This is a genomic window from Tenacibaculum tangerinum, from assembly GCF_029853675.1.
GTDB lineage: Bacteria > Bacteroidota > Bacteroidia > Flavobacteriales > Flavobacteriaceae > Polaribacter > Polaribacter tangerinum_A.
The window spans coordinates 720,043-744,065 of sequence record NZ_CP122539.1; the positions used below are offsets into that span (position 1 = coordinate 720,043).

The 24,023-nt window shown below is 32.1% G+C and carries 29 protein-coding genes and 1 pseudogene; 23 read left to right on the forward strand and 7 right to left on the reverse strand.

The features are described from left to right. The first annotated feature begins 555 nt into the window (after positions 1-555). The 5 genes from P8625_RS03030 (at position 556) to P8625_RS03050 (ending at position 2,600) form a co-directional block, all read left to right on the forward strand. Positions 556-885, forward strand: a complete 330-nt coding sequence (locus tag P8625_RS03030) for a roadblock/LC7 domain-containing protein (protein ID WP_279652026.1) — start codon at positions 556-558, stop codon at positions 883-885. A gap of 35 nt (positions 886-920) precedes the next feature. Beyond that, the gene (locus tag P8625_RS03035) at positions 921-1,292 is read left to right on the forward strand and encodes a hypothetical protein (protein ID WP_279652027.1); all 372 of its coding nucleotides are present in this window, start codon (positions 921-923) and stop codon (positions 1,290-1,292) included. Positions 1,293-1,304: 12 nt separating this feature from the next. Beyond that, a complete protein-coding gene (locus P8625_RS03040; RefSeq protein WP_279652028.1) occupies positions 1,305-1,502 on the forward strand; it encodes a hypothetical protein in 198 nt (65 codons plus the stop codon). Positions 1,503-1,644: 142 nt separating this feature from the next. Beyond that, positions 1,645-2,187 carry a PAS domain-containing protein gene (locus tag P8625_RS03045; protein WP_279652029.1) on the forward strand — a complete coding sequence of 181 codons (543 nt, stop codon included), beginning with the start codon at positions 1,645-1,647 and terminating at the stop codon, positions 2,185-2,187. A gap of 38 nt (positions 2,188-2,225) precedes the next feature. Continuing rightward, positions 2,226-2,600, forward strand: coding sequence for a hypothetical protein (locus P8625_RS03050; protein WP_279652030.1), 375 nt, complete (start codon positions 2,226-2,228; stop codon positions 2,598-2,600). Positions 2,601-2,805: 205 nt separating this feature from the next. Here the strand turns inward: P8625_RS03050 and pdxR are convergent, their stop codons facing one another. Beyond that, on the reverse strand, positions 2,806-4,290 hold the full coding sequence (gene pdxR, locus P8625_RS03055) for a MocR-like pyridoxine biosynthesis transcription factor PdxR (RefSeq protein WP_279652031.1): 1,485 nt from the start codon (positions 4,288-4,290) through the stop codon (positions 2,806-2,808). Between the two features lie 81 nt (positions 4,291-4,371). Here pdxR and P8625_RS03060 point away from each other — a divergent pair, with 81 nt between their 5' ends. The 11 genes from P8625_RS03060 (at position 4,372) to P8625_RS03110 (ending at position 14,080) form a co-directional block, all read left to right on the forward strand. Continuing rightward, the gene (locus P8625_RS03060) at positions 4,372-4,890 is read left to right on the forward strand and encodes a DinB family protein (protein WP_279652032.1); all 519 of its coding nucleotides are present in this window, start codon (positions 4,372-4,374) and stop codon (positions 4,888-4,890) included. 103 nt (positions 4,891-4,993) lie between these two features. After that, complete coding sequence (locus P8625_RS03065) at positions 4,994-5,653, forward strand: pyridoxamine 5'-phosphate oxidase family protein (RefSeq protein ID WP_279652033.1); 660 nt, start codon at positions 4,994-4,996, stop codon at positions 5,651-5,653. Between the two features lie 38 nt (positions 5,654-5,691). Further along, positions 5,692-6,594, forward strand: a complete 903-nt coding sequence (locus P8625_RS03070) for an ATP-grasp domain-containing protein (protein WP_279652034.1) — start codon at positions 5,692-5,694, stop codon at positions 6,592-6,594. A gap of 11 nt (positions 6,595-6,605) precedes the next feature. Beyond that, complete coding sequence (locus tag P8625_RS03075) at positions 6,606-7,049, forward strand: heme-binding protein (RefSeq protein WP_279652035.1); 444 nt, start codon at positions 6,606-6,608, stop codon at positions 7,047-7,049. A 39-nt stretch (positions 7,050-7,088) separates the two neighbouring features. Then, the gene (locus P8625_RS03080) at positions 7,089-7,781 is read left to right on the forward strand and encodes a hypothetical protein (protein WP_279652036.1); all 693 of its coding nucleotides are present in this window, start codon (positions 7,089-7,091) and stop codon (positions 7,779-7,781) included. 59 nt (positions 7,782-7,840) lie between these two features. Then, the gene (locus P8625_RS03085) at positions 7,841-9,022 is read left to right on the forward strand and encodes a class I SAM-dependent methyltransferase (RefSeq protein WP_279652037.1); all 1,182 of its coding nucleotides are present in this window, start codon (positions 7,841-7,843) and stop codon (positions 9,020-9,022) included. A gap of 220 nt (positions 9,023-9,242) precedes the next feature. Continuing rightward, complete coding sequence (gene fdhD / locus P8625_RS03090) at positions 9,243-9,977, forward strand: formate dehydrogenase accessory sulfurtransferase FdhD (RefSeq protein WP_279652038.1); 735 nt, start codon at positions 9,243-9,245, stop codon at positions 9,975-9,977. A 106-nt stretch (positions 9,978-10,083) separates the two neighbouring features. Further along, positions 10,084-10,695: an SPOR domain-containing protein gene (locus tag P8625_RS03095; RefSeq protein ID WP_279652039.1), complete on the forward strand. Its 612-nt coding sequence runs from the start codon at positions 10,084-10,086 to the stop codon at positions 10,693-10,695. A 55-nt stretch (positions 10,696-10,750) separates the two neighbouring features. Then, positions 10,751-12,223: a hypothetical protein gene (locus tag P8625_RS03100; protein ID WP_279652040.1), complete on the forward strand. Its 1,473-nt coding sequence runs from the start codon at positions 10,751-10,753 to the stop codon at positions 12,221-12,223. 586 nt (positions 12,224-12,809) lie between these two features. Then, positions 12,810-13,835: a nucleotide-binding protein gene (locus P8625_RS03105; protein ID WP_279652041.1), complete on the forward strand. Its 1,026-nt coding sequence runs from the start codon at positions 12,810-12,812 to the stop codon at positions 13,833-13,835. A gap of 2 nt (positions 13,836-13,837) precedes the next feature. Continuing rightward, on the forward strand, positions 13,838-14,080 hold the full coding sequence (locus tag P8625_RS03110) for a hypothetical protein (RefSeq protein ID WP_279652042.1): 243 nt from the start codon (positions 13,838-13,840) through the stop codon (positions 14,078-14,080). A 553-nt stretch (positions 14,081-14,633) separates the two neighbouring features. Here the strand turns inward: P8625_RS03110 and P8625_RS03115 are convergent. Beyond that, positions 14,634-15,527, reverse strand: coding sequence for an IS982 family transposase (locus tag P8625_RS03115; protein ID WP_279650008.1), 894 nt, complete (start codon positions 15,525-15,527; stop codon positions 14,634-14,636). 283 nt (positions 15,528-15,810) lie between these two features. Between P8625_RS03115 and P8625_RS03120 the strand changes: the two genes are divergently transcribed. The 3 genes from P8625_RS03120 to P8625_RS03130 all read left to right on the forward strand — a co-directional run bounded on the left by P8625_RS03120 (position 15,811) and on the right by P8625_RS03130 (position 17,596). Next, positions 15,811-16,716 carry a hypothetical protein gene (locus P8625_RS03120; RefSeq protein WP_279652043.1) on the forward strand — a complete coding sequence of 302 codons (906 nt, stop codon included), beginning with the start codon at positions 15,811-15,813 and terminating at the stop codon, positions 16,714-16,716. Between the two features lie 159 nt (positions 16,717-16,875). Next, positions 16,876-17,277: a contact-dependent growth inhibition system immunity protein gene (locus P8625_RS03125; protein ID WP_279652044.1), complete on the forward strand. Its 402-nt coding sequence runs from the start codon at positions 16,876-16,878 to the stop codon at positions 17,275-17,277. After that, entirely contained in the window at positions 17,267-17,596 is a 330-nt protein-coding gene (locus P8625_RS03130; protein WP_279652045.1) for a hypothetical protein, read from the forward strand. The genes P8625_RS03125 and P8625_RS03130 overlap by 11 nt, the downstream gene beginning before the upstream one ends. Positions 17,597-17,681: 85 nt before the next feature. On the opposite strand, the gene P8625_RS03135 is transcribed toward P8625_RS03130, so the two are convergent. Continuing rightward, positions 17,682-18,020: a transposase gene (locus P8625_RS03135; protein WP_279652046.1), complete on the reverse strand. Its 339-nt coding sequence runs from the start codon at positions 18,018-18,020 to the stop codon at positions 17,682-17,684. 238 nt (positions 18,021-18,258) lie between these two features. Between P8625_RS03135 and P8625_RS03140 the strand changes: the two genes are divergently transcribed. Next, on the forward strand, positions 18,259-18,951 hold the full coding sequence (locus P8625_RS03140) for a DUF6896 domain-containing protein (RefSeq protein WP_279652047.1): 693 nt from the start codon (positions 18,259-18,261) through the stop codon (positions 18,949-18,951). Positions 18,952-19,220: 269 nt separating this feature from the next. Next, positions 19,221-19,832 carry an SH3 domain-containing protein gene (locus P8625_RS03145; protein WP_279652048.1) on the forward strand — a complete coding sequence of 204 codons (612 nt, stop codon included), beginning with the start codon at positions 19,221-19,223 and terminating at the stop codon, positions 19,830-19,832. Positions 19,833-20,061: 229 nt separating this feature from the next. Here P8625_RS03145 and P8625_RS03150 read toward each other — a convergent pair whose 3' ends face one another. Genes P8625_RS03150 through P8625_RS03165 form a run of 4 tightly spaced genes read right to left on the reverse strand, consistent with a single transcriptional unit; the run spans position 20,062 to position 22,016 of the window. After that, a complete protein-coding gene (locus P8625_RS03150; protein WP_279652049.1) occupies positions 20,062-20,553 on the reverse strand; it encodes a hypothetical protein in 492 nt (163 codons plus the stop codon). A gap of 2 nt (positions 20,554-20,555) precedes the next feature. Beyond that, entirely contained in the window at positions 20,556-21,470 is a 915-nt protein-coding gene (locus tag P8625_RS03155; RefSeq protein ID WP_279652050.1) for a hypothetical protein, read from the reverse strand. A gap of 9 nt (positions 21,471-21,479) precedes the next feature. Continuing rightward, positions 21,480-21,695: a hypothetical protein gene (locus P8625_RS03160; RefSeq protein ID WP_279652051.1), complete on the reverse strand. Its 216-nt coding sequence runs from the start codon at positions 21,693-21,695 to the stop codon at positions 21,480-21,482. Positions 21,696-21,707: 12 nt separating this feature from the next. Further along, positions 21,708-22,016, reverse strand: a complete 309-nt coding sequence (locus tag P8625_RS03165; protein WP_279652052.1) for a hypothetical protein — start codon at positions 22,014-22,016, stop codon at positions 21,708-21,710. A 245-nt stretch (positions 22,017-22,261) separates the two neighbouring features. Between P8625_RS03165 and purB the strand changes: the two are divergent. Next, positions 22,262-23,606, forward strand: a pseudogene (purB, locus tag P8625_RS03170) (adenylosuccinate lyase). Then, positions 23,606-24,022 carry a hypothetical protein gene (locus tag P8625_RS03175; RefSeq protein ID WP_279652053.1) on the forward strand — a complete coding sequence of 139 codons (417 nt, stop codon included), beginning with the start codon at positions 23,606-23,608 and terminating at the stop codon, positions 24,020-24,022. Before purB ends, P8625_RS03175 begins: the two are co-directional and overlap by 1 nt. Position 24,023: the final 1 nt, after the last annotated feature.

Consider the following 24,023-nt stretch of genomic DNA (forward strand, 5'->3'; position numbering starts at 1 on the left):
AATACAATCAGTTTCAATACTAAAAGCAAAGCGTTTGTACTTAGTCGAACAAATTGAATCATAGATGTTAAGACGAATGCTTGATATTATGCTTATAGATTACTCTTTTCATACGAGGCAAGCCTTGGAATACTAACTATCTAACTCATATTTCACATTACAGAGTTGGATTGTTAAGATTAAAATCACATAAAGTACTGATGTACAAATTATTGAAGTTTACTCTTCTATTACAAAGCAATAGAAACTATTTAATCATTAAGGTATTAGGCTAATTTTAAATGCAACCAACAGTATAAAATGTTTGGGTGTATGTTAAGACTCTACTGTATAATTTAGGTTTAAGAAATAAAATTATATTATTTGCTTTTATCCTTTTTTTTAAACCTTTTTTTTTATAAATTTGTTTACCCCCCCCAGTTTTGTTCTATTATTTCTATTGAAATTTTAGTTGAGATTTTCATTTAAATTAATGTGTCTCAACTAGGAATAGTATTGAACATCTAATAAATTAAATTATGAATCTATAAACACACTACAAATCCCCCATAATCAATGAAACAAACAGATTTACAAGGGCTCATACAAGAAACCAAAGCAGAAAAAGGTTTAATATTTAATTCAGAAGGTCAGCTGATAGATTCTTACGGAATGACTAAGGACAACAACGCTGCAGCAATGGCAAATATGATTGTAACCATGTCTAATGAATTTTTTCAGGATACCTTAGCGATAGAGAGCCTGAAACAGATAGTTTTAACTTCAGATCAAGGGTTAGCTATAATAAATAAATATGATGACGATCATATTGTTTGTTTGCTAACAAATGATATTTCTAAAGCGGCAATGATCAAGCTATCATTACGGCAAATAGTACTTCAATAAACACAAAAACTTTTTATTAATTATGACTCTTAACCATGAAAGAAATCCTGAGAGATCTTATAGAAAATCTAAAAAACAACGTTCCCGGTTTTATCGCTGTATCGATTACAGATATTAGCTCTGGAGAATCACTTGATTCGTTTACAACGGATGAAAATTTTGACCCTAATTTAGCTTCAGCTTTTAACCTAGAAGTTGTAAAAGCTAAATTAAAAGCAATTAAAGCTTTGAACCTAAATGAAGAAATCCAAGACATTACAATTACCTTATCAAGTCAGTTTCATATCATTAATGTAGCTCCTAGTGGTGCATATTTTATTTATTTAGCCGTAAGTTCAAGTGCTGACCTAAGTATGACTAAGTCTTTATTAAACAACTATAAAGCAGAGTTAATTAATGCTTTATAAAAAAAACCTGTTATGATGAAAAACACCAATCATTTATCTATAGACAGACCTTTAAAAAAACACCTAAACACAATTTTAAAAGAATTCAGGAAATATAGATTTTCCGAACCAGATACAGTACCCTCTAAAAGAAAGAAGAAAAAAGTTCTTTTCGACATACTGTTCGACGAATATGACACTGTGGGAGATTTAATGAAAAGTTTCTTTTAACCATAGTTCAAAAAATAAGATTAAGCAGCAAACTTTGGTTACAAAAAAATTTAGTAACTGTTCTCTCTATGCAATTTTTTGTTATCAGACTTCGCTTCTAATCTGTGAAACTAAATGTTTAACCCCTAATAATCAATAAATTATGAGTAACACAAGACCAGTACCAATCAATGAAGAAAGAGTTTGGGACAAAACGAAAACTATCAAAAGTAAAACCGATGAAGTAGGCACCATTACTTATGTTAACAACGTTTTTATCGATGTAAGCGAGTATAGTAAAGAGGAACTTATGGGACAACCCCATAACATACTAAGGCATCCTGATATGCCTAAAATAATATTTAAAACCCTGTGGGATAACCTTAAGAAAGGAAATAATTTTAACGCAGTGGTAAAGAACCTTACAAAGACAGGTAAATATTATTGGATCGTAACAAATTTTGATATCTTTAAAGATGCATCTGGTACACCAACCTCTTTCCTAGGAGCAAGAAGTTCAGTGCCAGACCCAGTTGTAGAAGTTATTGCACCTTTATATGAAAAGCTAATTGAAGTTGAAGCTTCAGGCGGTATGGAAGAAAGCGAAAAATACTTAAAGGAATATTTAGCAGACAAAGGAGGAAACTACATCTCTTTTATTAAAAAATTATTATCTGATCAAGGAGTAGACGTTAGTTCTTGGTAGTAAAAAATTAAAATTATTAAATAAAAAAAGTAAAAATTATGAACTTAGACGACATAAAAAAATATTCACGAACAATAGGTGAACAACTTGGAGGTGTAATATCAATTTCAGTTATTACTGCAGACGATGGTATGGTGGTTGATTATTATAGTAAAGATGAAGATATTGACAACCAATTAGCCGCTTCTTTTCAAGTAGAGGTATTAAGACAAATTACAAGAGGACTAAACTATATTGATAACCTAGAAAATAAAGAAATTTTAAGTCTTAGTTTTAGTTTGGAAGAACAAACTCATTTTGTTTTTCTTTCTGACTCTAAAGACCTTATTGTTCATTTAGTTGCAGATAGTAAAGAAACTAATATTGGTATGGTTAATCTATTTCACAAAAAGAATAAGCAATTATTAGTTTAACTTAAAATTCTGATATTTTCTACTAAATGGTAGCGTCGAAATAAATAATGTAGTTTTTTTGTAAAAGAAAGAGTAACTCTTCTTTTTACCTCCACTTAGACGCTCAACTTTATGGGAAAACACGAGTAAAATTACACAAACTTACGCCAAACTATTTCGTTAAGTTCTGTAATTTAATTCTACCAAAACGATTTAGAAAAGCGCTTTATAGCGCTTTTTTTATGCTTTTGCATGTAGCTATTAATCGCTGTATTAAAAGCACTATTTCATCTTTGGTATAACTGGCAAAACCAATTCGTATGCCATTATGCTTTTTGTTAGCTAAATCGTAACGTTGCCACTCTCCTATTACTAACCCATGTTTTACTGCCTCTTCTGCAACTAGCGACCAAGCGTATTGCTTATTCAAACGCAACCATACAGCCATTCCTCCTTTAGGAATCTCGAACTTAAAATAATCTGCTAAATTCTCTTTTAACAATTTACAAAATATATCTCGTCGCTCTAAGTATACTTTCATAACCTTACGTATATGGCTGTCTAAATCTCCAGATTTAATGAACTCTGCAAATGCTAACTCTAAAAGAGCATCGCCTTGTCGATCTACATAACCTCTTAATTTAGCTGCTTCGTTTACAAAATCTTTTGAAGCAATTAAATACCCAACTCTAAATGCAGGGGCAACAGTTTTACAAACTGAACCAATATAAATTACATTTCCATGAGTATCATGACTTGCCAAGGGTAAAATAGGTGCATGATTATAATTAAAATCGTAATCATAATCATCTTCAATGATTGCAAAATTGTATTTCTTGGCTAAGTTTAACAAATGAATTCTTCTCTCGGCAGATAAGGTAACAGTAGTTGGGTGATGGTGATGTGAAGTAACGTACACAGCCTTTATCGCTCGTTTTTTACATAGTTTTTCAATCTCTTTTACAACCAAACCATTATCATCGACCAAAACCCTTTTAATACGAGCTTTTCGTTGTAAAAAAGTAATGTCTGCAGAAGCATAATTGGTTTCCCCTACAACTATGATATCATCTTTGTTTAAAAGCAGTTGCGAAGATAACCAAATACCCATTTGGCTTCCTCTAGTAATTAATATGTGTTCTTTTGAAACCTGTAAACCACGTGTTTCATTGAGATATGTCGCTAAAACCTCTCTTAATTTTTGGTTTCCATAAGTAGTACCGTAATCTAAAAAAGTAGGAATCGATTTTCTTGAAGCGATTCTGCGGTAAATTCTAGCAATTTCTTCAGCAGGAGCCAATCTCGTATCAGATACACCATCATTTATATACATAACCCCTTCTCTTTTCTCAATCTTCTTTTCTAAAAGACCATCATTTCTGTAAAAAGAAAATCCTGAATACTCCTTTTCAGAAATATAAAAGCTATCAGTTATCGCTGTTTTTTGGGTAAGTGGTAGCTTCGTATTTACAAAAGTACCTTTCTTAGGAATACTTTCTACCCAACCTTGCAACAGCAATTCTTCGTAACAAGCTACCACTGTTTTTCTGTGAATTTTTAATAAATCCGCCAAGGTTCTAGAGCCCAACAGCTTTGTACCAGGAACTAACTTTCCATTTCTTATTAATAAAATAAACTGGTTGGCTAGCTGTAGGTATAAAGGTTCTTTAAGAGCTTTATTCAGTTGTAAAGAAGTTTTATAAGGAAACATCTGGACTATTTAGTATTTAAAATCTGGATTATTTAAATAGACCATAAACATAGTACATTTGAAAAGAAAACAACACAGAAAATGAAAAAAAAGCAATTAGAACCAACAGAGTATAATGAGTATTATGCAGGATACCTATCTAAAGTATCAGGCAATACAACGTTAAAAGAAGGATTTAAAAAAGATGAAGAAACTGTAATGAGATTTTTCTCATCTATTCCAAAAGAAAAATTAGCATATCGTTATCAGCCAGAAAAATGGAGTGTTAAAGAAGTATTACAGCATATTATTGATACTGAACGTATTTTTATGTATCGATTGTTACGAATAGCCAGAAAAGATACCACCCAAATCGAAGGTTTCGACCAAAACATATATATAGAACCCTCTAACGCAAATACCAAAACAATTGAAACTTTATTAGAAGAATTTACAATAACATGTTTGTACTCAGTAAACCTATTGAACAGTATTTCTAACGATGATTTATATACAATGGGAATCGCTAACAACGCTCCTATTTCGGCAAGAGCTTGTGCTTTTATCTTGTTAGGTCATAGTAGCTGGCATATCGATATTATAAAAGAACGTTACTTGTAAATTGTAGATAGTAGCATAAAAATATGATACTGAAGTGCTGACTTTATCAAGTAGAATACTATACACGAATTCACAGTATCTGTCATATAAAAACTAATGAAACATGAAAAAATATTCAAAATCAAAAATCAATAGAATAAAAAGAGGACAAAACCGAGCCGTTTATGAGGTTGAAAAAATCAATACGATTTTAGATGCAGGATTTATCGGATTTGTAAGCTATACTTATGAAGGAAGTGCCATTTCTTTACCCATGGCATACGGAAGAAATGGTAATAAAATATACTTGCATGGCTCACAAGCCAACAGAATGCTGTTATCGCTTTTAGAAGGAGGAAAAATGAGTATGACTGTGATGCATTTAGATGCGTTAGTATTGGCTCGTTCGGGGCTGCATCACTCGGTAAACTATCGCTCTGCTACGCTGTTTGGCTCCGTAAGAAAAATAGAAAAAGCTACAGAAAAAGAAGCCGCTTTGCATTGCTTTATGGAACAAATGATGAAAGGGCGTTGGGACGGTATCAGGCCCATGAAACCTGAAGAATTAAGCAGAACGCTGGTGGTAGAAATGGCTATTGAAACCGCTTCAGCAAAAATAAGAGATGTGGGAGTAAATGACGATTCAGAAGATTATAATTTACCTATTTGGGCAGGATTAGTTCCTTTAAAACAAGTTGCGTTAGCTCCTATTTCAGATGAAAACTTACGAGAAAATATTCCAATACCAAGTCATGTATTAGAATATTACAAATTGCATCAATAAGCGTTTCATAATACTCAAAATCATAGTACATTGCAACTATGAAAAAATACGATGTTGTTATCCTCACAGATAAAAGGTATGTCACTCCGAAACAAGTTACTAACTATATTCAAAATGTATTAGATGAAGACAATTATGTAAAAATTGCTCTTGAAAACCAAGGATTGAAAGTGATTCGCCTTTCTTGGGACGATGCTACTTTTGATTGGTCTACAACAAAATATATACTTTTTAGAACGACTTGGGACTATTTTGATCGCTTTACTGAGTTTTCCATTTGGTTGAACAACGTTAGTAAACAAACCATCCTGTTAAATTCAGAAAAAATTATTCGTTGGAATATCGACAAACACTATTTACAAGATTTACAGCAAAATGGGGTATCTATTTGCGAATCTTACTTCATAGAAAAAGAAACCCAAATTACCTTAAACGAACTTTCGAAAATGTATCGTTTAACAGATTTTGTTATAAAACCATGTATTTCAGGTGCTGCAAGACACACTTATAAGATTACTTCAGAAAACCTTACAGAGCATGAAGAAATATTTTCAAAATTAATCGCTGAAGAAGCAATGATTATACAACCTTTTCAATACAATATTGTAGAAAAAGGAGAAATTTCGCTCATGGTGATGAATGGAAAGTTTACACACGCCGTTTTAAAAAGAGCAAAGTCAGGAGATTTTAGAGTACAAGACGATTTTGGAGGCTCGGTTCATAACTACACCCCTACTCCAGAAGAAATTGCATTTGCTGAAAACGCCGTAAAAGCCTGTATAGAACTTCCTATATATGCTCGAGTTGATGTTTTTACTGATAATAGTGGTAACTTAGCCATTGCAGAATTAGAACTCATAGAACCCGAATTGTGGTTTAGAAATCATCCCGCTGCTGCTAATGAACTAGCAAAAGGAATTAAAGAATTAATGCGTAACTAAAAACGCTAAAAATGGCTGATGAAATTATAAAAAAGATAGAATTAACTAAGTTCAATAATGAAGTAGCACTTCAAATGGGGCTCGCCATCGTTGAGTTTGCGAAAAAACAAAATCAACATATAGCCATATCTGTTGAAAGGTTACATTACACCGTGTTTTTATTTGTTGATGATACCTTATGTTCTGACAATCTTAATTGGTTAAGAAGAAAAGCAAACGTAGCCAAACGATTCGAAGAAAGTTCGTTGCGTGTAAAACACGACTTAACTAACGGCAATATGACTCTCAAAGAAACATTTGCTTTAAATCCAAAAGATTTTCTTGCCAAAGGAGGCGCCATTCCTATTTTTGTAAAAGATGCTGGAATGATAGCGTTCATAAGTGTTTCTGGACTCAAAGATGAAGAAGACCACAAGATTATTGTCGATGCACTTAAAGGAAAATGTATTAATTAGTAAATAATATTTTAACTGTTTTTTTTAAAAAATAAAATCATGAATATAAAGAAATTATTAAAGGTATTAGCAGCCTTATTCCTCATAGGAGTTGTGGCACTTACAGCGGTGTATTTTATGAATGATGAGAGTTTACCCAAGGGAAAACAAGGAGCTGAAGCAGATGCTTTAGCCACAAAAATGCTCAAATCATTAAACTATGAAGCCTATAAAAATACCCGTTTTATAGAATGGAGCTTTAGAGGAAAACATTTTTATAAATGGGACAAACAGGAAGACATTGTAGAAGTATCTTGGGATGCAAACAAAGTAACCTTACACACTAAAAACCCCGAAAGAAGCAGTGTTTTAGTTGATGGAGAAAAAGTAGAAAACAAAGAACTACTCCAAAATGCAATCGATTATTTTAATAATGACAGTTTTTGGCTAATAGCCCCTTACAAAGTTTTTGAAAGCGGAATAGAAAGAAGAATAGTACTGCACGAAGGAAAAGAAGCCTTGTTAATTACATATACTACCGGAGGTTCGACCCCAGGAGATTCTTATTTGTGGATTTTAGACGATAACGGAATGCCTGTAAGCTATAAAATGTGGGTTTCTATAATTCCAACTGGAGGTATAGAAGCAACTTGGAGCGATTGGACCACTACAAAATCTGGTGCCCTATTACCTACAAAACATGAAATGCCCGTTGGTGTACTCGATATGGGAGATGTAAAAGGATATAACTAAACACATCAAATACAAAACAGTATAATTGTAGCTAAAATTACCTTAAATTAACACCTTTCTTGAATACAAACATTTTACATACCAACGTTCAGAACTACATAAATAACAATCTAAACACCAATATAGAACAATTGATTTTTAAAGGAAGTCCGTTTGAAGGAGTTTCAATTCAAGAATTGGTAAATCAAATTATCGCAAAACAAAAATCAGCAAAAAAATTACCCACTTGGTTCAATACAGAAAACATCTATTATCCGCCAAAAGTAAGTATCGAGCAAACCTCGTCAGAAATAACAGCCGCCTACAAATCGAAATTAGTCTCTGGAGACTCTATTATTGACATTACTGGCGGTTTTGGGGTAGATTGTTATGAATTTGCCAAACAGTTTAAAAAAGTAGTTCATTGTGAGATAAATAAAGAATTATCAGAAATAGTTTCTCATAACTATGAACAAATGAAAGTACCAACTATTAAAACAATAGCGATAGATGGATTGGAATATTTAAAAAATACTTCTGAAAAATTTGACTGTATTTATATCGACCCATCTAGAAGAAATGACCAAAAAGGAAAAGTATTTTTATTAAAAGATTGTTTGCCTAATGTACCTGAAAATTTAGATTTTTTATTTGAAAAATCAGATACTATCCTAATAAAAAACTCACCTATTTTAGATATTACATCTACTATAAAAGAACTAAAATTCGTTAAAGAAATACATATAATTGCAGTTTATAATGAAGTAAAAGAGCTTCTTTTTATCTTGAAAAAAGGATTTAAAGATGTTGTTGAAATAAAAACAGTTAACATACTAAAAAACAACACTGAAGAATTTTATTTTTCACGAGAGAAAACCTTGGATTTTGAATATTCACTTCCTCAAAACTATCTCTATGAACCCAATGCTGCCATTTTAAAATCAGGCGGGTTTGATGAAGTTGCGAGTCAATTAGAAGTGTATAAATTACATCGACACTCTCACCTATATACTTCCAAAAATTTCATAGAAAACTTTCCTGGTAGAAGTTTTACAATAATGAATGTATATACTTACCACAAGAAAAAAATCAAAAAACAAATTACTACTTCCAAAGCAAATATTACCACTCGCAATTTTCCAAAGACAGTGGCTCAAATAAGAAAAGAAACTAAAATAAAAGATGGTGGTGACGATTACTTATTTTTTACGACAAACATTGATAATGAGCTCGTTATTATTCACTGTAAAAAAACATACTAATTTATATACTACCTACCATACTTTACCGTTTAAAATATATCGTTTGACAAAGTACATTTTGTCATTTAGGGGAGATAAAATGTATTGAAAGCCTTGATTTTTATTATCAAGGCTTTTATTTTACCTTTTTGTCTACATTTGTTGATAATATGAAACAAACACATACTTACCAAGCCGTAAAGCTGTCAGACAAATCTTCAAAAAAATTGAAGACACTCTTGTGTTAGAAGCTCCATTGCAAATAAACATTAACAACACACCCTACACGGTTGTAATGAGAACTCCTGGCGATGACAAAGAGTTAATTAGAGGTTTATTGTATGCTGAAGACATTTATAAAAAGCAAAAAAATATCAGTATCGAAGTAGTAAAAAGTGAAAAAGACTTTTCTACCATACTAAATGTCACAATTCCACTAAATGAATTAGGTAGCGGATATCTAAACAAGCGAACACTTTTATCTGTTTCTTCTTGCGGAATTTGCGGAAAACAAGAACTAAAAGACCTAAATGTAAAAGGAAGTACCCTTTCGTATAATCAAAATAAAAAACTGAATTCAGTTCTTGAATCGGTACCCAATATGTTTTTAACAATGAAAAAAAGACAATATGTATTTGAAAAAACTGGAGGAAGCCATGCGTGTGCCATTTTTAATGAACGTCAAGAACTACTCACCATCAAAGAAGATATTGGTCGCCATAATGCTGTAGACAAATGTGTAGGTGATTTGATACAGCAAAAAAAACTGAAAGAATCTCGTTACATGCTGGTAAGTGGCAGAGTCTCTTACGAAATAGTATCAAAAGCCTTTTTAGCTAAAATACCTGTCATAGTAGCAGTTTCTGCTTGCTCTTCTTTAGCTGTCGATTTTGCAAAAGAATTTGGTATCGCCCTTATTGGCTTTAGTAGAGAGGCGAACATGACCATTTATTCAAATCTAGAAGCGATTACATAAAAAGTATAAAACGTAATAACTCATGAAGTTATTTTAACAAAAACTTAAGAATTAAAAAAGATTTGTATTTTAGTGTTTTTATAATTATTAACTAATCCACATACGTATGCCTTTTATAGAAGAAGAGAAGTTTAAGTTAATGCAACAAGACTTAGACAACGCCAAATTAAAAAGAGAAGTAGCAGAAAGCGAATTAAGTAGTGCGCAAGAAAAACTTGCTGCAGTTAAGAGAAATTCGAAAGTACTGCCAATGGTCTTAGGAATTTTATTGGGGCTTGCCCTTGGAGCTACGTACTATTTTTACACTAATGGAAGCAGTTCTGTAAATGATATAGATATCGAAAAGGTAAAAAAAGAAGAAGCTTTTAGAGTTATCGACAGTATTAGTAGAGCTGAGGCTAGAGCCATGAGAAATAATAGTAACTCTTCTGATATAGATGTAGATACCGTTACTGATGAACTAACAGAAAATATTGAAGGAAAAACTATATATTCAGTACAAATAGGTGTGTTATCTGAAAATAATTACCCATTACTTTCTTCAGAAGTTATTCCTTCGACAGTTACTGCTAACAATGGATATTTCAAATACTCATTAGGCTTATTTTCTACCATAGAAGAAGCTAAAGATTTGCAAAAAGAATTAGTTAAATTAGGATTTAAAGATGCTTTCGTAGCCTCTTATGTAAATGGAGAACGTCAAAAAATACACAACTAATCTAAAATTAATGTTTCAAATTACTTTTAATAGAGCACTCATAGTAAGTTTATTTATGAGTGTTCATTTTTTTTATGCACAAACAAGCGAAATTCCTGAAAGAAAAACACAACTAGGCTTTGGGCAACTAGATTTTTTATCTATAAAAATGCCTGATGGAGAACAGAATATGGATTATACTGGGGTTCACTACAACTTAAAACTAACTGATTGGAGTTATGCAGGAGTTGGTTTATATGGTGCAGTTGGTGGTATTCGAGGTGGTTTCTTTACCTTAGGTGTAAATGCAGGAATCCAACAAAAAATTACCGATAAGCTTTTTGTAGATGCTGGACTTCATTTTGGTGGCGGTGGTGGTGCTTCTGCACCAGATGGTGGAGGCGCCTTTATACTCCCCCACTTAAACTTAGGCTATGATTTTAAACATTTTTCTGCAACGGCTGGGTATAGCTATATTAACTTTTTTGACGGTGGCGAAATTAAGAGCAGTCAAATCAATGTAGCTGTACAAATTCCATTGTCATTTGAAGCAGCTAGTTTTAAAGAGAGAGAAAACTCATTTTCAGTTGAAGATCTAAAAACTACATCATGGAATGCCTTAAGTAATAGAATTTCGTTACTAATGCATTTAAACAATGCACATGTTACTAAAGGTTCTTATGAAGGTAATACCATACGTTTAGCAGGGTTTGAATTGAACTCGTATATAGCAGATAATTTTTTCTTTTTTGTAAGAGCTGATGGTGCTTATCACGGAATTAAAGCAGGTTATATGGACGTGTTCTTAGGAGGTGGCTATCATTTGTCAATGAATAAAAATCGCACCAATATCTTAGCTAAGTTTGGAGTTGGAGCTGGCGGTGGTGGTGGCGTAGACACCCAAGGAGGTTTTCTAATTTATCCAGATATTTCTTTAGAACAAAAACTATTTGGTAAAGTATATGCTTCTATAAATAAAGGATATTTAATGAGTCCTAATTCACATTTTGTTTCTTCTACTTTTGGTCTTGGATTAAAATATTATGTAGATAAAGACGGAATTTTAGCTGAAAAAAATGAATTTTCAACAGGAAAATTTAAAGGTTTTGAAACCATTCTAAAGCAAGATTTGTATCTAGATGCTGCCAGAGACGGAGGATTTAATCAGAATATGCACCAAATATCGTTACAGCTAAATTTCTTTCTAAATAAATACGTGTATGCTGCTGGACAAACATCTTTTGCTAATTTTGGTGACGCAGGAGCTTATGCAGAAGGAATTGTTGGATTGGGAGTTCAAACCAATGAATTTTTCAATAACACAACTTCTATTTTTGCCCAATTCTTAGGAGGTGCAGCAGGTGGTGGTGGTATTAGCACAGGTCAAGGATTAATTGTAAAACCCAGTATAGGAATCAACTATAAACTAACAGAAAGCTTGAGTTTAAGAGCTGGTGCTGGTTATGTAAAAGCAAGAGGAGGTAATTTAAGTAATACATACGCAAATTTAGGTATGTCGTATCGTTTTTCTTTTCTAAATATGAAATAGCGCAATTTTAAAAACTGAGATAGAGAACGCTTTTGTAAGCTATCCACCCCATCTTTAGAAAGAAGAGTAACTTTTCAGTTATTAGAAGATGCATACCTAAGAAAAACCTATTTCGAAAATTCTATGTAGGCTTACCGAAAAATAGGATAGTTGTAAATTCGAATTTACTGACATTAATCAACCAAATAAAATCAATTTTAACCTGTAGACATATTTCAGGACTAGACTGTGGTGTTAACGGAGCATACCGTGATAGCTGCGACCCATTTTTGTGATATAAAAACCGTTCCTACTCTAAAAAGTAACTTTTATAACGTAAATAGTCGAGCTTATGGGATTCCGTAAGATTGTATGGGGTTAATGTTTTAGATTCGCAAGAGTTGTAAGAACAACTCGATTTTTATAATTAATTAACAAATAGCAATAACTCTTTAATAACTTTATTTTTTATAAAGCATTGGTTTTGATATATTTGATAGCGTATAATCATTGTTAAATTTTAGTTTATCCCATGTTTTTATCGGGATAACAAAACTAAAGTTTGGTATAAAACGAGTTGGCAATAATAAGAAATAAAATGAATGAAATGAAAATATTTATAGGCTCTTCATCAGAAAATAATGACACACTAGATGAAATAGCTCAAATGATAGAGAGTATTGGGCACGAACCTATTCCTTGGACTAAGCCAGGTCTTTTTTTAGCAGGTTCTTATACAGCTAATCGCCTTTTAGAAATAGCACAAGACGAAGTTGATGCTGCTATAATGCTATTTTCACCTGATGACAAGGTATGGTACCGAGGAAGTGAAAAATCCCAACCAAGAGACAATGTATTATTTGAACACGGTTTATTTTCTGGTGTTTTGGGTTTAGATAAGGCTATAATTGTTATTAGCGGTAGTAAATCTAAAATTCCATCAGACTTAAATGGTTTATCATTCGTCAATTTCAATCGTAGAAGTAGTTCCAAAATTGAACTTAAGGCTTGGATAAAAAGTATAAACAAGCCTAAAATTAAATTTCAAGATAAAAACATCAACACAGATAATATTGATTTTAAATATTTTATGGAATACCAAGAAGATATGAGAAAATCAGTATTAGATTTTATTTCTGAATTGTATTGGAATTATGATTTAGAAGAGGGCGGTCTAGAAGAATATGTAATACTAGTATTAACGAAATTTATCAATCAATTTATAGGGATTAATGACGCTAGATTTACTTTAAGACAATATAACCCTTCCACAGATTCAATGGAATCACTTATATCAACAAGGCAAGATGCAATCCCAGGCGCAATTCCAATGAATTTTAAAAATTTAATAACGGAATCTGCTAAAAGAGACAAACCGTTAATTTACTCGGAAAATAAAGAATTTCATTATACTTCTAAAAATAAGAGTATTGACAAAGGTATATATCACGACTATGTAACATATTGCTTGTTAGAAACCGAAAATAACGAACCAATGTTTAGTATTTGTCTTGATGTCAAAAATCCGATACCAATAAATAGGATGAAAGCTATGGTACATTCATTGATTTTTGAAATTATATGCATACCAATTATTGAAAAAATATTATTAGAAATTGACAAAACAGAATAATAATGACAAGAATTAAAAAAAGAATAGAACTCAGAAATTACACACTTCAACCCGAACGAGAGGAAAGAATATATGTTCGACCTAATTTTGGTGTTACTTTCAAACAAAAAGGGAAACCAAATACTCGCTTTTTTAGGGGAGATGGAAACACTAAGTTATCTGAAATTGCAACAGTGATTAAAGATACCGACTGTACCATATCTCAACATAAAATCAATCAAATAGTTGAAATTATTGAGAAGTAAATTACTACTGCCAACATTGGTAGCTGATGCACAACCCCTAAATTTTAAAAAATGGAATTCATTTTAAAGCTATGTAAGGGTTGTATTTTGAACGAAGCCAAAATTTTAACTCCTTATTTTGCTTTTTTCTGAGCTTAAAACGAAATTTATTAAGTGATATCGTACGTTTTTTAACCAAAACACAAAAGCAACCGCTTTGGTCTCAGTTTTAGTAGTTGTACCCAAGAATTTTAATAGTTTTTTAATGTTGTATGCAGCCCCCGCCATGAGCATGCACTTATTCGCCCCACCGATACCCCTAACATTGACTTTTCTTAATGTGAGAGATCCAAAAACGGGTGCTACCGTGCTTTACCGTTTGGTTTTTATGTAGCCTCCCTGTAGACGGCTTACCTAGGCATGTTGCACTCATTCTGGGTGAGGTAATAGGTGATTTATATATACTAGTATAACATGGAAATCGCTCGTTCATTGGAAAGAATAAAATCGTATATTAGGGTTGTGCAACAGGCACAATGGGTATAAAACATAGCTAACGTGAGTTCGGGATAGTTTATCCTATTCTTTGTAAGTTATCGATATTGATATTAGGTTTAGTTGGATAAAACGAATAAGCGATTAACCCTGCGACTAAATTTAAGATAAAGTTATCGAAGCTTCTGTGTCTTGTATGCTCTATTTGACATACGTTTTTCAAAATATCATTTACACTTTCAATAACAGCCCTTTTTCTAAGCATAATTTTATCATAGATATGCATAAGAGTATTTTTCATATTCTTTCTAATTTTTGTAACCAAATGTATTCCATCTACAAAAAGCTGTTCAAACAGTTCTTTACCTACATACCCTCTGTCGGCAAATATTTTTCCGAACACACGATTATGAAAGGCTTTATCTTTAAGTGGTTGCCTGTCATCTATATTACCTTGCGTAATTAAAAAGTCAACGATATCGCCCTTTTCATTGATAATAATATGAAGTTTAAAACCAAAGAACCACCCCATGGTTCCTTTCCCTTTTTTTGCGGTGTTTTTAAAAACTTTGTTCTGCTTTTCTCTTTTATAATGACATACTTTAATAGTGGTAGAATCTAAAAAGGAGATCCCTGTACATTGACCTAAACAGTGCATTTGAAGAAACAGTATCATAGGCACTGAACAACGCTTTTTCAATTCAACAAATCGGTTATAGGAAACTAAATCTGGAAATTCTTTTGACAAGTGTTTGCTAACATATTCGATATAAAAGTGTTTAAAACACCTAAAACCACTAAAATGGAAAAGCACCATAATTGTGATTATTTCACTTTGGGTGAGTTTAGGCTTTCTTCGTCTAACTATCTTTGAACAGGTTTCTAAAGCATTTTTATCAATAACTTGATTAATTTCGGTACAAAAATCATCAATTAAACAGAAAAATTCAGTAATTTTAAAATCAGAAATCATAGTGGAAAATTTAGTTATACAATTAAAAATCAGCACTTTAATTTACTAAATTTTTCGCTTTTTTTCGTGTAATTAAAAAACTTTTTTATCCCGAACTCACGTTAGCTAATAAATGCTTAACCGAAAGGTTTGTGTATTTTTAGAAAGTCCACCAAATATAAAATTTGGCGTTTACAAAAAATGATAAAAGCAAAATATTTATATTCGGCTTAGTACCAATCCGAAACGTATCGCTTATCACCTGCCCTAAGTTTCTTATACGAGACGTTGGCAAACATTTAAAATGAATAGAATAATAATCATATTTTTAGTAATTTTCACAAGCTGTTCAGATAAAAAAGAGTTTGAAAAGCCTATCCGAATTAGTCCGCCAATAATTGAATTTGACAAAGGGCGAATTCCGAAAATTGCGCTTAAAGAATACTATTTTCACGAAAATGATAGTTCTAAATTAAATCTTCAAAAAATAACCAAATTTTACTCTGTCAATCAAATAGCATCCGAATCACATTTATTGACTTCTTCGAGTACTGAAAAAGGAAGAAAGATTTTTTATGATTACAAAGACTCTTTATTGGTTCAAAAAAGAACTGTAAACGAAAAAAAAGATAGTACAAAAGTTGTCTACTCCTATAACAATAGAAATCAATTAATCAAACGAGAATATTTTACTTTTAAGAAAAGATTACGTCCAGAAATAATTGAAAAACAAAGAGAAAGCACAGATTGTATAATTAGCGAGACAGATTATGAAGAAAATAGAAGTTGGGATAAAATAAGCGAAATTGACTTTTCCTATGATTCAATTGATCGAAAGACTCAATATTATGCACCTAATTTACATTGGGATAATCAGAATAAATATAAATGGTTCTACGACGAAAAAGGGAATATTAAGATTAAAGAATCTTGGAATCATAATGAATTAATTTGGACAGAAAATTATTCTTATGAAAATAATGAATATAGTTTTACTCGAAATTGGAATAATGAGGACACTCAAAAGGAATTTAAATTTTTCGTCTACAAAAATAAATTTGGACAAAAAATTAAAGAAGTTACTATGAAAAATGACTCAATTCAGCAGAGCAAAAAAACTTATGAATATTATAAAAACGGAATGATAAAAAGGAAAGTCGTTTATGGAGAAAGTGACAAACGACTGACAACATATATTTACAAAAAATAAAAACGATTTGCCAACACCATATATAATTTATTGCTAGTTCGAGCTTGCTTACTAAAATCCTCGCGGATTTTCTATTCGGTTTGTATTTGCTAAATTAGGTGCTTAAACACGCAACTAATCTTATACATCAACGTTGGCAACAAGCTGAAAAAACCGAGAATGGAAACAAAATCAATCGAACAATTAGAAAAAGATGTCTGGAAAAATCATTCCGAATTTCCTACTGATATGGTTGAGAAATGTTATCGTTATCGGAAAATAAGTATTGCAGAATTGACCAACGTACAAATAAGACTTCTGATTTCTCAAAAAATCGGAGTTGAATATTTAATCGGAATCGCACTCGAAAAACTCGAGCGGAACATTTTAACAGAATGTGATTTTTATGAAGGAGATTTACTTATTGCAGTCTCAGGTTTACCGGCTGAATTTTGGAGTAAAAACAAGACTGAATTCCTGACTTTTAAAAACCTTGTTAAGCAGAATTCAGAATTGATAAAAAACGAGCTTGGAGAGAAAAAACTTGACAAACTAATAAACCGAATTGAAAATGGGATATAAAAACGTTTGTTTCGATTGCAGAAAGGCATTTAATCAAGGGACAGATTTGAAAAATATTCGTGAATCTAAATGTCCTGAATGTGGTATTTTAATGACTCAAGTCACTCATAGATTTAGACCACCAAAACAAAATGAAATTAAGAAATGGAATGTGGCTAAATTTTTAATGGAAAAAGGATTTTTATATGAACACGTTTATAAACGAATTTACCAAGTCAGAGGACTAACAGTTTTAGAAAATTATGCGACTTATCCAGAAAATATGAGAGATGCAAAAGAATTTGTGGAGAAATATAAAGAACAAGCAGTTAATGAATAAAAGCCAGTTGCCAACACCGGTAGCTTATGCACAACCCCAAAATTTTAAAAAAAAATGGAATTCATTTTAAAGCTATGTAAGGGCTTTATTTAGAACGAAGCCAAAATTTTAACTCCCTTTTTTGCTTTTTTCTGAGCTTAAAACGAAATTTATTAAGTGATATCGTACGTTTTAACCAAAACACAAAAGCAACCGCTTTGGCCTCAGTTTTAGTAGGTGTACCAAAGAATTTTAATAGTTTTTTAATGTTATAAGCCGCCCCAGCCATGAGCATGCACTTATTCGCCCCATTGATACCCCTAACATTAACTTTGCGCAAGCCCATATACTGTGTGAGGGTGCCAAAAACGGGTGCTACCGTGCTTTGCCGTTTGGCTTTCATATAGCGTCCCTGTCGACTGTTTATCCGAGCGATGTTGCTCATACTGGGTGGGGGTAATAGGTGAATGATATACACTAATATAACATGAAAATCGCTCGTTTGTTGAAAAAAATAAAATCGTATATTGGAGTTGTGCAACAGGCACACTGGCTAAATCTCATTACGTCTGACCTTTCGCTCCGCTAAGGTCATGATGGCTGACCTGCGGTCAGCAGAGATTTTGCTATCTTTGAGTTTTACGTAACGAGGCTTAGCCTCACCGTTATCTACAAGCACAAATATGACAATAGAAATTAAAAAACCTCTCAGAATTGAAAAGATAAAAACTCTTTTAGAAAAAAATGAGAGAATACTATTTGTCTTGAATAATGGAAGTTTTAATAGAGATTATATAGTAAAACTTCAAAAAGAACTTTCTAGCTACGTGGTTAGTGAAATTAATTGGATTAATAAACTAGTTATTGTTCCTAGTATATCCACGAAGACTGTATTGGAAAATTTAAACAAGTTTTATCAATGTATTGAGCTATTTGATAAAACGGCTCATTCACTTATGAATTTGATGGCAGAAACATTTGACATTGACCTTAATAATTCAAGTGAGATATATGATTTAAAGAAAAACAGAAGTGAAAAGCAAAGAGGTCAAATAAATGATGAATGGAAATATTATTTTCACGGAAAAGGATGCTCATTTACAAATATAATCACTGAACAGTTTTTAGATGTCCAAATTATAAACGGACTCGAATTTGGAGAATTAGATGCTTATTATTTGTTGAAATTTATACAAACAACAGAGTCTTTAAAAGAGATGAGTTTAATTTTAAATGATGAATCAAATAATATGCAAAAAGTAATTGAGATATTGAGAATAAATGATTATTTGATACAGTTATCGGACGAAAATACTGGCAGACTGATAATAAATCGGAATAAAAAGCCAGTAGATAACACTATATATAGCAAATAGGGCGATTAGTTATTAATCTAAAAGTTTTTGTCTATTTGCAAAGTCGCCAAATCTTTTGATTTGGTATTCAATGAGAAAAAATTAAAACAAAATGTAAAAGATTTGGCTTATGGCTAAACCGAAAATAATCTCTTGTTTTCTACCCTACTCGCCATATATTTAACGTTAGCAACAATTTAAGACAAACAACATTGAAAAAATTTATACTTATTATTCTAATCTCATTTTGTTATAAGACATATGGTCAAATAATAAATGACGAATCTTATTTGGATTTAGATTTTCTAAAATTCAAAACGGAACTTATCAATTGCGTAATACAAAAAGACACTTTGCAACTAAAAAAGTTTTTAGCGGAAAGAGTTTATGAAAGCAAAGATACTTGTGGATATCCGGGTTGTACAAAAGAAGAATTGATAAACTACTATTTTACGGATTTGGCTGATGAGTCTTGGAACGATATGCTAACTTTATTGAGGTTTGGGTTTACTCGCAAAGTTGATGAAAATACCGATTGGATTGTGCCGCACGAAAAAGTAGTTTTTCAAGCACCATCTTATTTAAAAAATGTGGATACGGAAAATGAACTTTTGATATTAGCAGAAAATGTAAATATTCGAGAGAAACCAAGTTTAAATTCAGAAATTATTCGAACAACATCTTACGAGAAATTTAAATGTGATTGCAGTATTGTGACAATGACAAAAACAACTTATCAAACTGTAGACGGAATAAACTGGATTGAAATAAAACTTGACGACAATAATGTAGGATATGTTGCTTCAAAGTTTACATCATACGAAGTGATTAAAGAAATGACAATAGCAAAAGTCGAAGGAAAATGGAAAATTATATCTTGGTTTCAAGCACCAGGTTGCTGATGAAAACTGTTGCTAACAACGGTAGCTGATGCACAACCCCAAAAATTTAAAAAAATGGAATTCATTTTAACGCTATGTAAGGGCTTTATTTAGAACTAAAACAAAATTTTTAACTCCTGATTCTGTTCTTTTAGAAAGCTTAAATGAATAATAACATGAACTTAATTTAACCTAAAACCTATCTAAAAGACGGGGGGATGTTCAAAACCAATTCAATAGTTAGAACTTCCTATTTTTCAGAGTCTGTTGCTTTTCTATTTTTATCAATACTTATATTAAAACCAACTAAAATACGCCACCTGTTAAATAGTATTTTCGATTTGGTTGTTTCAGAATTATGTGTTTCATTAGGAAACTTAAGAGGCCGAACAAACCCTGCTCTACCCGAAGAAAATATTCCTCCTAACACAACATCAACTGTTTTAATAGAAAAATCAAGTCCAAGTCCGTAGTGATGAAAGTTTGCCCTGTAGTTAATATCTTCATTTTGTTTATTCATTAAATCAAACAAAGAAGCATTCGATTTAAAAGGAGAAAAATCTGTCGAATAACTTGCATAGGCATTCATTTTTTGGCTCATATAAATTTCTGCTCCTATACCATAATTAATAACACTTGTTAATTCTTCATTGAAATACAGTTTTGGTAAGGGACTAAATTCACTATTAAGTTCTGGTATTTTAATACGATCATACATTTTCTCAGCCTTGTTCCAGCTCATATTTAAGTGCAGTAAATTTTTTTAATTCTTATTCCACTTCCAATTTGTATACCAAGTGGGTATTTCCTTTTTGCATTCAAGTCATTAAATCTATTGGCAGAAAATCTGTCTTTTGCTGAATCGAATCCGGATAAAAATTCTTCTTGGTTAAAATTACCCTCACCAATTAATTCCATATAAGGCACATTGATATTAAGACCGAAACTTACCTTCGGAAAGGTATATGAGAATCCTACTTTACCCAAAAAACCATATGATTTTTGAAGAAACCCTATTTTACTTCTATACAAAGCCACCGATGAATCTTCTGTGATGGCAGAATATTCTATATTATTGTTTCCGCTGTATTCATAAGCTGAAAAATATACCGATACCCCCACACTAAATCTTTCTGTAAGTTTAGTAGCCCAAGAACCACCGTACCATTCTTCTCTTATTTTACTACCAATTGAAACGGTTCCTGTATACCTATCTATACCCAATAATCGTAACCCTTTATCGGCATTTTGAAGTCCCGTACGATAGGTAGTAGAAATATCAGATCTATTTTTAGACAATAGCGAATATGCGAAATAGTGATTGTCTAAATTTTTTAGTTGGAAAGTTCCTGCCACCATCTGCGGAAGTCCTGAAAATTCAGAGCTTTTTAAGGTTTTTCCACTGTTTACAAAATCTTCAATTTTAGTAACATTCAATTGGTATATTTTTCCATTAACACTAAAAAGCGGTTCTGTAATGGTGGTTAACCTTGCGGGGTTGTAATACGTTGCTCCTAAATCACTAACACTACCCGTTACATTACCGTTTAATACGATTGATTTATCTCCGAAATTTTCGTATTTATAGTTTTGCTGTCCAAAAAAAACAGCGGAATTCACTAAAACAAATAATAGTATATGTATATGAAATCTAAACATTCACTGCAATTAGAAAGATTTTGCTAGACCTACACCAAATTGAAGCGATCCGTAATTATCAAAACGAAAGTCATAGCCCAATGAAGCTATAAATTCCCAATTATTTTTAATTTCCAACCCATACTCAACATCTACTCTTAACAAACCTAAACTTTCGATCGTATCTATATCTACACCGCCACCAAACATGAATGTAAAATGTTCTCCTGACTTAAACCCTACCATTAAAGCTGGTGCTCAAGGTCGTTCTCGCTCTATGGTTTTTTCTCCTGATTCTTCAACTATAAACTGTTCGTTAATAAAGTCTGTATGCAGTCCTAACATCCATTTCTCATTAAAATGGTAATTATAAAAAAGAGTAAAAGAAGGTAAAGACAATCTATTCTTACCTAATTCTATTGCTTTATGCTTTAGGTGGGTATGTGCCAACAATAAACCTATTTGATGTCTTTTAACTGTTGTATGAGCATCTTCTTCCTGTGCTTGCAAAGAAAAAGCTACCAGTAACAAAAGCAGCAAGGTGTAGGTATATCGTTTTTTGTTCATTAAACTTACTATTATTTTGTTAGTATTGTACTAATATTAGGGTGTAACTTTAGTAAAGATAGCTTCTTTTCGTTTTTATTTTCAATAAAATTAAGGTTTTTATCATTACGGTTCAAATTTGATTTTATACCCACAAAAGCCAACCACCTGTTTAAAGTTATTATTTACGTTAAAATTCCAATCGTTTCTCTCTAATAAAAGGGAAGTATTTTCTATTTTTGTGTCTTTCAACACAACAACAAAACATGAACTTAACAGAATTAAACGCCATCTCTCCTATCGATGGTAGGTACCGTAACAAAGTAGCGAGCTTAGCCAACTACTTTTCAGAAGAAGCCTTAATAAAATACCGTGTAAAAGTAGAAATTGAATACTTTATTGCTTTGTGTGAAATTCCCTTACCACAATTAGCCGATTTCGATAAAGATACATACGGTGATTTACGCAATATTTACACCACTTTTTCTGCGGATGATGCACTTCGAATCAAAGACATTGAAAGTGTTACCAATCACGATGTAAAAGCTGTTGAGTACTTTATAAAAGAACAATTTGACGCTTTAAATTTACAGAAATACAAAGAGTTTATTCACTTCGGATTAACGTCTCAAGATATTAACAACACTGCGATTCCATTATCTATCAAAGATGCGATGGAAGAAGTGTACTACCCAACTTTAGATACCTTAGTTTGTAAATTAGCAGACTTATCTGAAGAATGGGAAAACGTACCCATGCTTGCAAGAACACATGGACAGCCTGCCTCTCCTACTCGTTTAGGAAAAGAGTTTTTTGTGTTTGTAGAGCGAATTAACAACCAAGTTATTCATATACAACATACACCGCATGCAGCTAAATTTGGGGGAGCTACGGGAAATTATAACGCACATAAAGTAGCGTACCCTGATATTGACTGGAAAAACTTCGGAACTCATTCTCGTAGAGGAAGTATTAGGATTACACCACTCCTTCCCTACTACGCAGATTGAACACTACGACCACATGGCAGCTTTGTATGATGGATTGAAACGTGTAAACACCATTTTAATTGATTTAGATCGCGATGTTTGGACCTATGTTTCGAACGATTATTTTAAGCAAAAAATTAAAAAAGGAGAAGTAGGATCTTCAGCGATGCCTCATAAAGTGAATCCGATTGATTTTGAAAACTCTGAAGGAAATTTAGGAATTGCCAATGCCATTTTTGAGCATTTAGCAGCTAAATTACCCATATCGAGATTACAACGTGATTTAACCGATAGTACGGTATTGCGTAATGTTGGAGTTCCTTTTGGGCATACCCTAATTGGTTTTGCCTCTACGTTAAAAGGATTGAACAAGTTATTGTTAAATGAAGCTAAATTTGCCGAAGATTTAGAAAACAACTGGGCAGTAGTGGCAGAAGCTATTCAAACCATTTTGCGTCGCGAAGCCTATCCAAATCCGTATGAAGCTTTAAAGGGCTTAACACGTACCAATGAAAAAATCAATAAAGATGCTATCGCTAATTTTATTGATACATTAGACGTTTCAGAAGCAATAAAAAACGAATTAAAACAAATTACACCATCTAATTACACGGGTATATAATGAGATATGTAGCTACTTTTTTAGTTTTATTTTTAATTAGTTCGTGCGCCCCAGAGCAAAAGGGAGATCCGACTCGTTTTGTTCACGGAACGTTTGAAATTCCTGCTGGTGAAAACTACGGAAAAACCACAATTGTACGAAAAGACAGTTTGCAAATTGAAGAATATATTAAAAAAATAAGTATTTCAACCGATAGTTTAGTGACTGAAAAAGAAGTAAAACATATCGATACACTTTATATCACATGGAAAAATAACTTTGCATATACCTTGCAAATGAAAAATCCGAAAAACGATTTAGATAAAGATCCTATATTTGTTCAAATAACCAAAGTAACAGATAGTTCATACAATTTTACAGCGAGAATTGGATACTCTAAATTCACACAAAAAGGAACCGTTTATAAAATAAAATAAC

What these genes read in the sequence shown, in the direction of transcription:
- P8625_RS03095 (WP_279652039.1), top strand. Translation starts at nt 10,084, where the DNA reads ATGCCTTTTATAGAAGAAGAGAAGTTTAAGTTAATGCAACAAGACTTA.
- P8625_RS03040 (WP_279652028.1), top strand. Translation starts at nt 1,305, where the DNA reads ATGATGAAAAACACCAATCATTTATCTATAGACAGACCTTTAAAAAAA.
- P8625_RS03115 (WP_279650008.1), bottom strand. Translation starts at nt 15,527, where the DNA reads ATGATTTCTGATTTTAAAATTACTGAATTTTTCTGTTTAATTGATGAT.
- P8625_RS03120 (WP_279652043.1), top strand. Translation starts at nt 15,811, where the DNA reads ATGAATAGAATAATAATCATATTTTTAGTAATTTTCACAAGCTGTTCA.
- P8625_RS03140 (WP_279652047.1), top strand. Translation starts at nt 18,259, where the DNA reads ATGACAATAGAAATTAAAAAACCTCTCAGAATTGAAAAGATAAAAACT.
- P8625_RS03175 (WP_279652053.1), top strand. Translation starts at nt 23,606, where the DNA reads ATGAGATATGTAGCTACTTTTTTAGTTTTATTTTTAATTAGTTCGTGC.
- P8625_RS03050 (WP_279652030.1), top strand. Translation starts at nt 2,226, where the DNA reads ATGAACTTAGACGACATAAAAAAATATTCACGAACAATAGGTGAACAA.
- P8625_RS03080 (WP_279652036.1), top strand. Translation starts at nt 7,089, where the DNA reads ATGAATATAAAGAAATTATTAAAGGTATTAGCAGCCTTATTCCTCATA.
- P8625_RS03160 (WP_279652051.1), bottom strand. Translation starts at nt 21,695, where the DNA reads ATGGTAGGGTTTAAGTCAGGAGAACATTTTACATTCATGTTTGGTGGC.
- P8625_RS03125 (WP_279652044.1), top strand. Translation starts at nt 16,876, where the DNA reads ATGGAAACAAAATCAATCGAACAATTAGAAAAAGATGTCTGGAAAAAT.
- P8625_RS03110 (WP_279652042.1), top strand. Translation starts at nt 13,838, where the DNA reads ATGACAAGAATTAAAAAAAGAATAGAACTCAGAAATTACACACTTCAA.
- P8625_RS03100 (WP_279652040.1), top strand. Translation starts at nt 10,751, where the DNA reads ATGAGTGTTCATTTTTTTTATGCACAAACAAGCGAAATTCCTGAAAGA.
- P8625_RS03035 (WP_279652027.1), top strand. Translation starts at nt 921, where the DNA reads ATGAAAGAAATCCTGAGAGATCTTATAGAAAATCTAAAAAACAACGTT.
- P8625_RS03065 (WP_279652033.1), top strand. Translation starts at nt 4,994, where the DNA reads ATGAAAAAATATTCAAAATCAAAAATCAATAGAATAAAAAGAGGACAA.
- P8625_RS03165 (WP_279652052.1), bottom strand. Translation starts at nt 22,016, where the DNA reads ATGAACAAAAAACGATATACCTACACCTTGCTGCTTTTGTTACTGGTA.
- P8625_RS03135 (WP_279652046.1), bottom strand. Translation starts at nt 18,020, where the DNA reads ATGAGCAACATCGCTCGGATAAACAGTCGACAGGGACGCTATATGAAA.
- P8625_RS03070 (WP_279652034.1), top strand. Translation starts at nt 5,692, where the DNA reads ATGAAAAAATACGATGTTGTTATCCTCACAGATAAAAGGTATGTCACT.
- P8625_RS03075 (WP_279652035.1), top strand. Translation starts at nt 6,606, where the DNA reads ATGGCTGATGAAATTATAAAAAAGATAGAATTAACTAAGTTCAATAAT.
- P8625_RS03045 (WP_279652029.1), top strand. Translation starts at nt 1,645, where the DNA reads ATGAGTAACACAAGACCAGTACCAATCAATGAAGAAAGAGTTTGGGAC.
- P8625_RS03060 (WP_279652032.1), top strand. Translation starts at nt 4,372, where the DNA reads ATGAAAAAAAAGCAATTAGAACCAACAGAGTATAATGAGTATTATGCA.
- P8625_RS03105 (WP_279652041.1), top strand. Translation starts at nt 12,810, where the DNA reads ATGAAAATATTTATAGGCTCTTCATCAGAAAATAATGACACACTAGAT.
- P8625_RS03130 (WP_279652045.1), top strand. Translation starts at nt 17,267, where the DNA reads ATGGGATATAAAAACGTTTGTTTCGATTGCAGAAAGGCATTTAATCAA.
- P8625_RS03155 (WP_279652050.1), bottom strand. Translation starts at nt 21,470, where the DNA reads ATGTTTAGATTTCATATACATATACTATTATTTGTTTTAGTGAATTCC.
- P8625_RS03150 (WP_279652049.1), bottom strand. Translation starts at nt 20,553, where the DNA reads ATGAGCTGGAACAAGGCTGAGAAAATGTATGATCGTATTAAAATACCA.
- P8625_RS03030 (WP_279652026.1), top strand. Translation starts at nt 556, where the DNA reads ATGAAACAAACAGATTTACAAGGGCTCATACAAGAAACCAAAGCAGAA.
- pdxR (WP_279652031.1), bottom strand. Translation starts at nt 4,290, where the DNA reads ATGTTTCCTTATAAAACTTCTTTACAACTGAATAAAGCTCTTAAAGAA.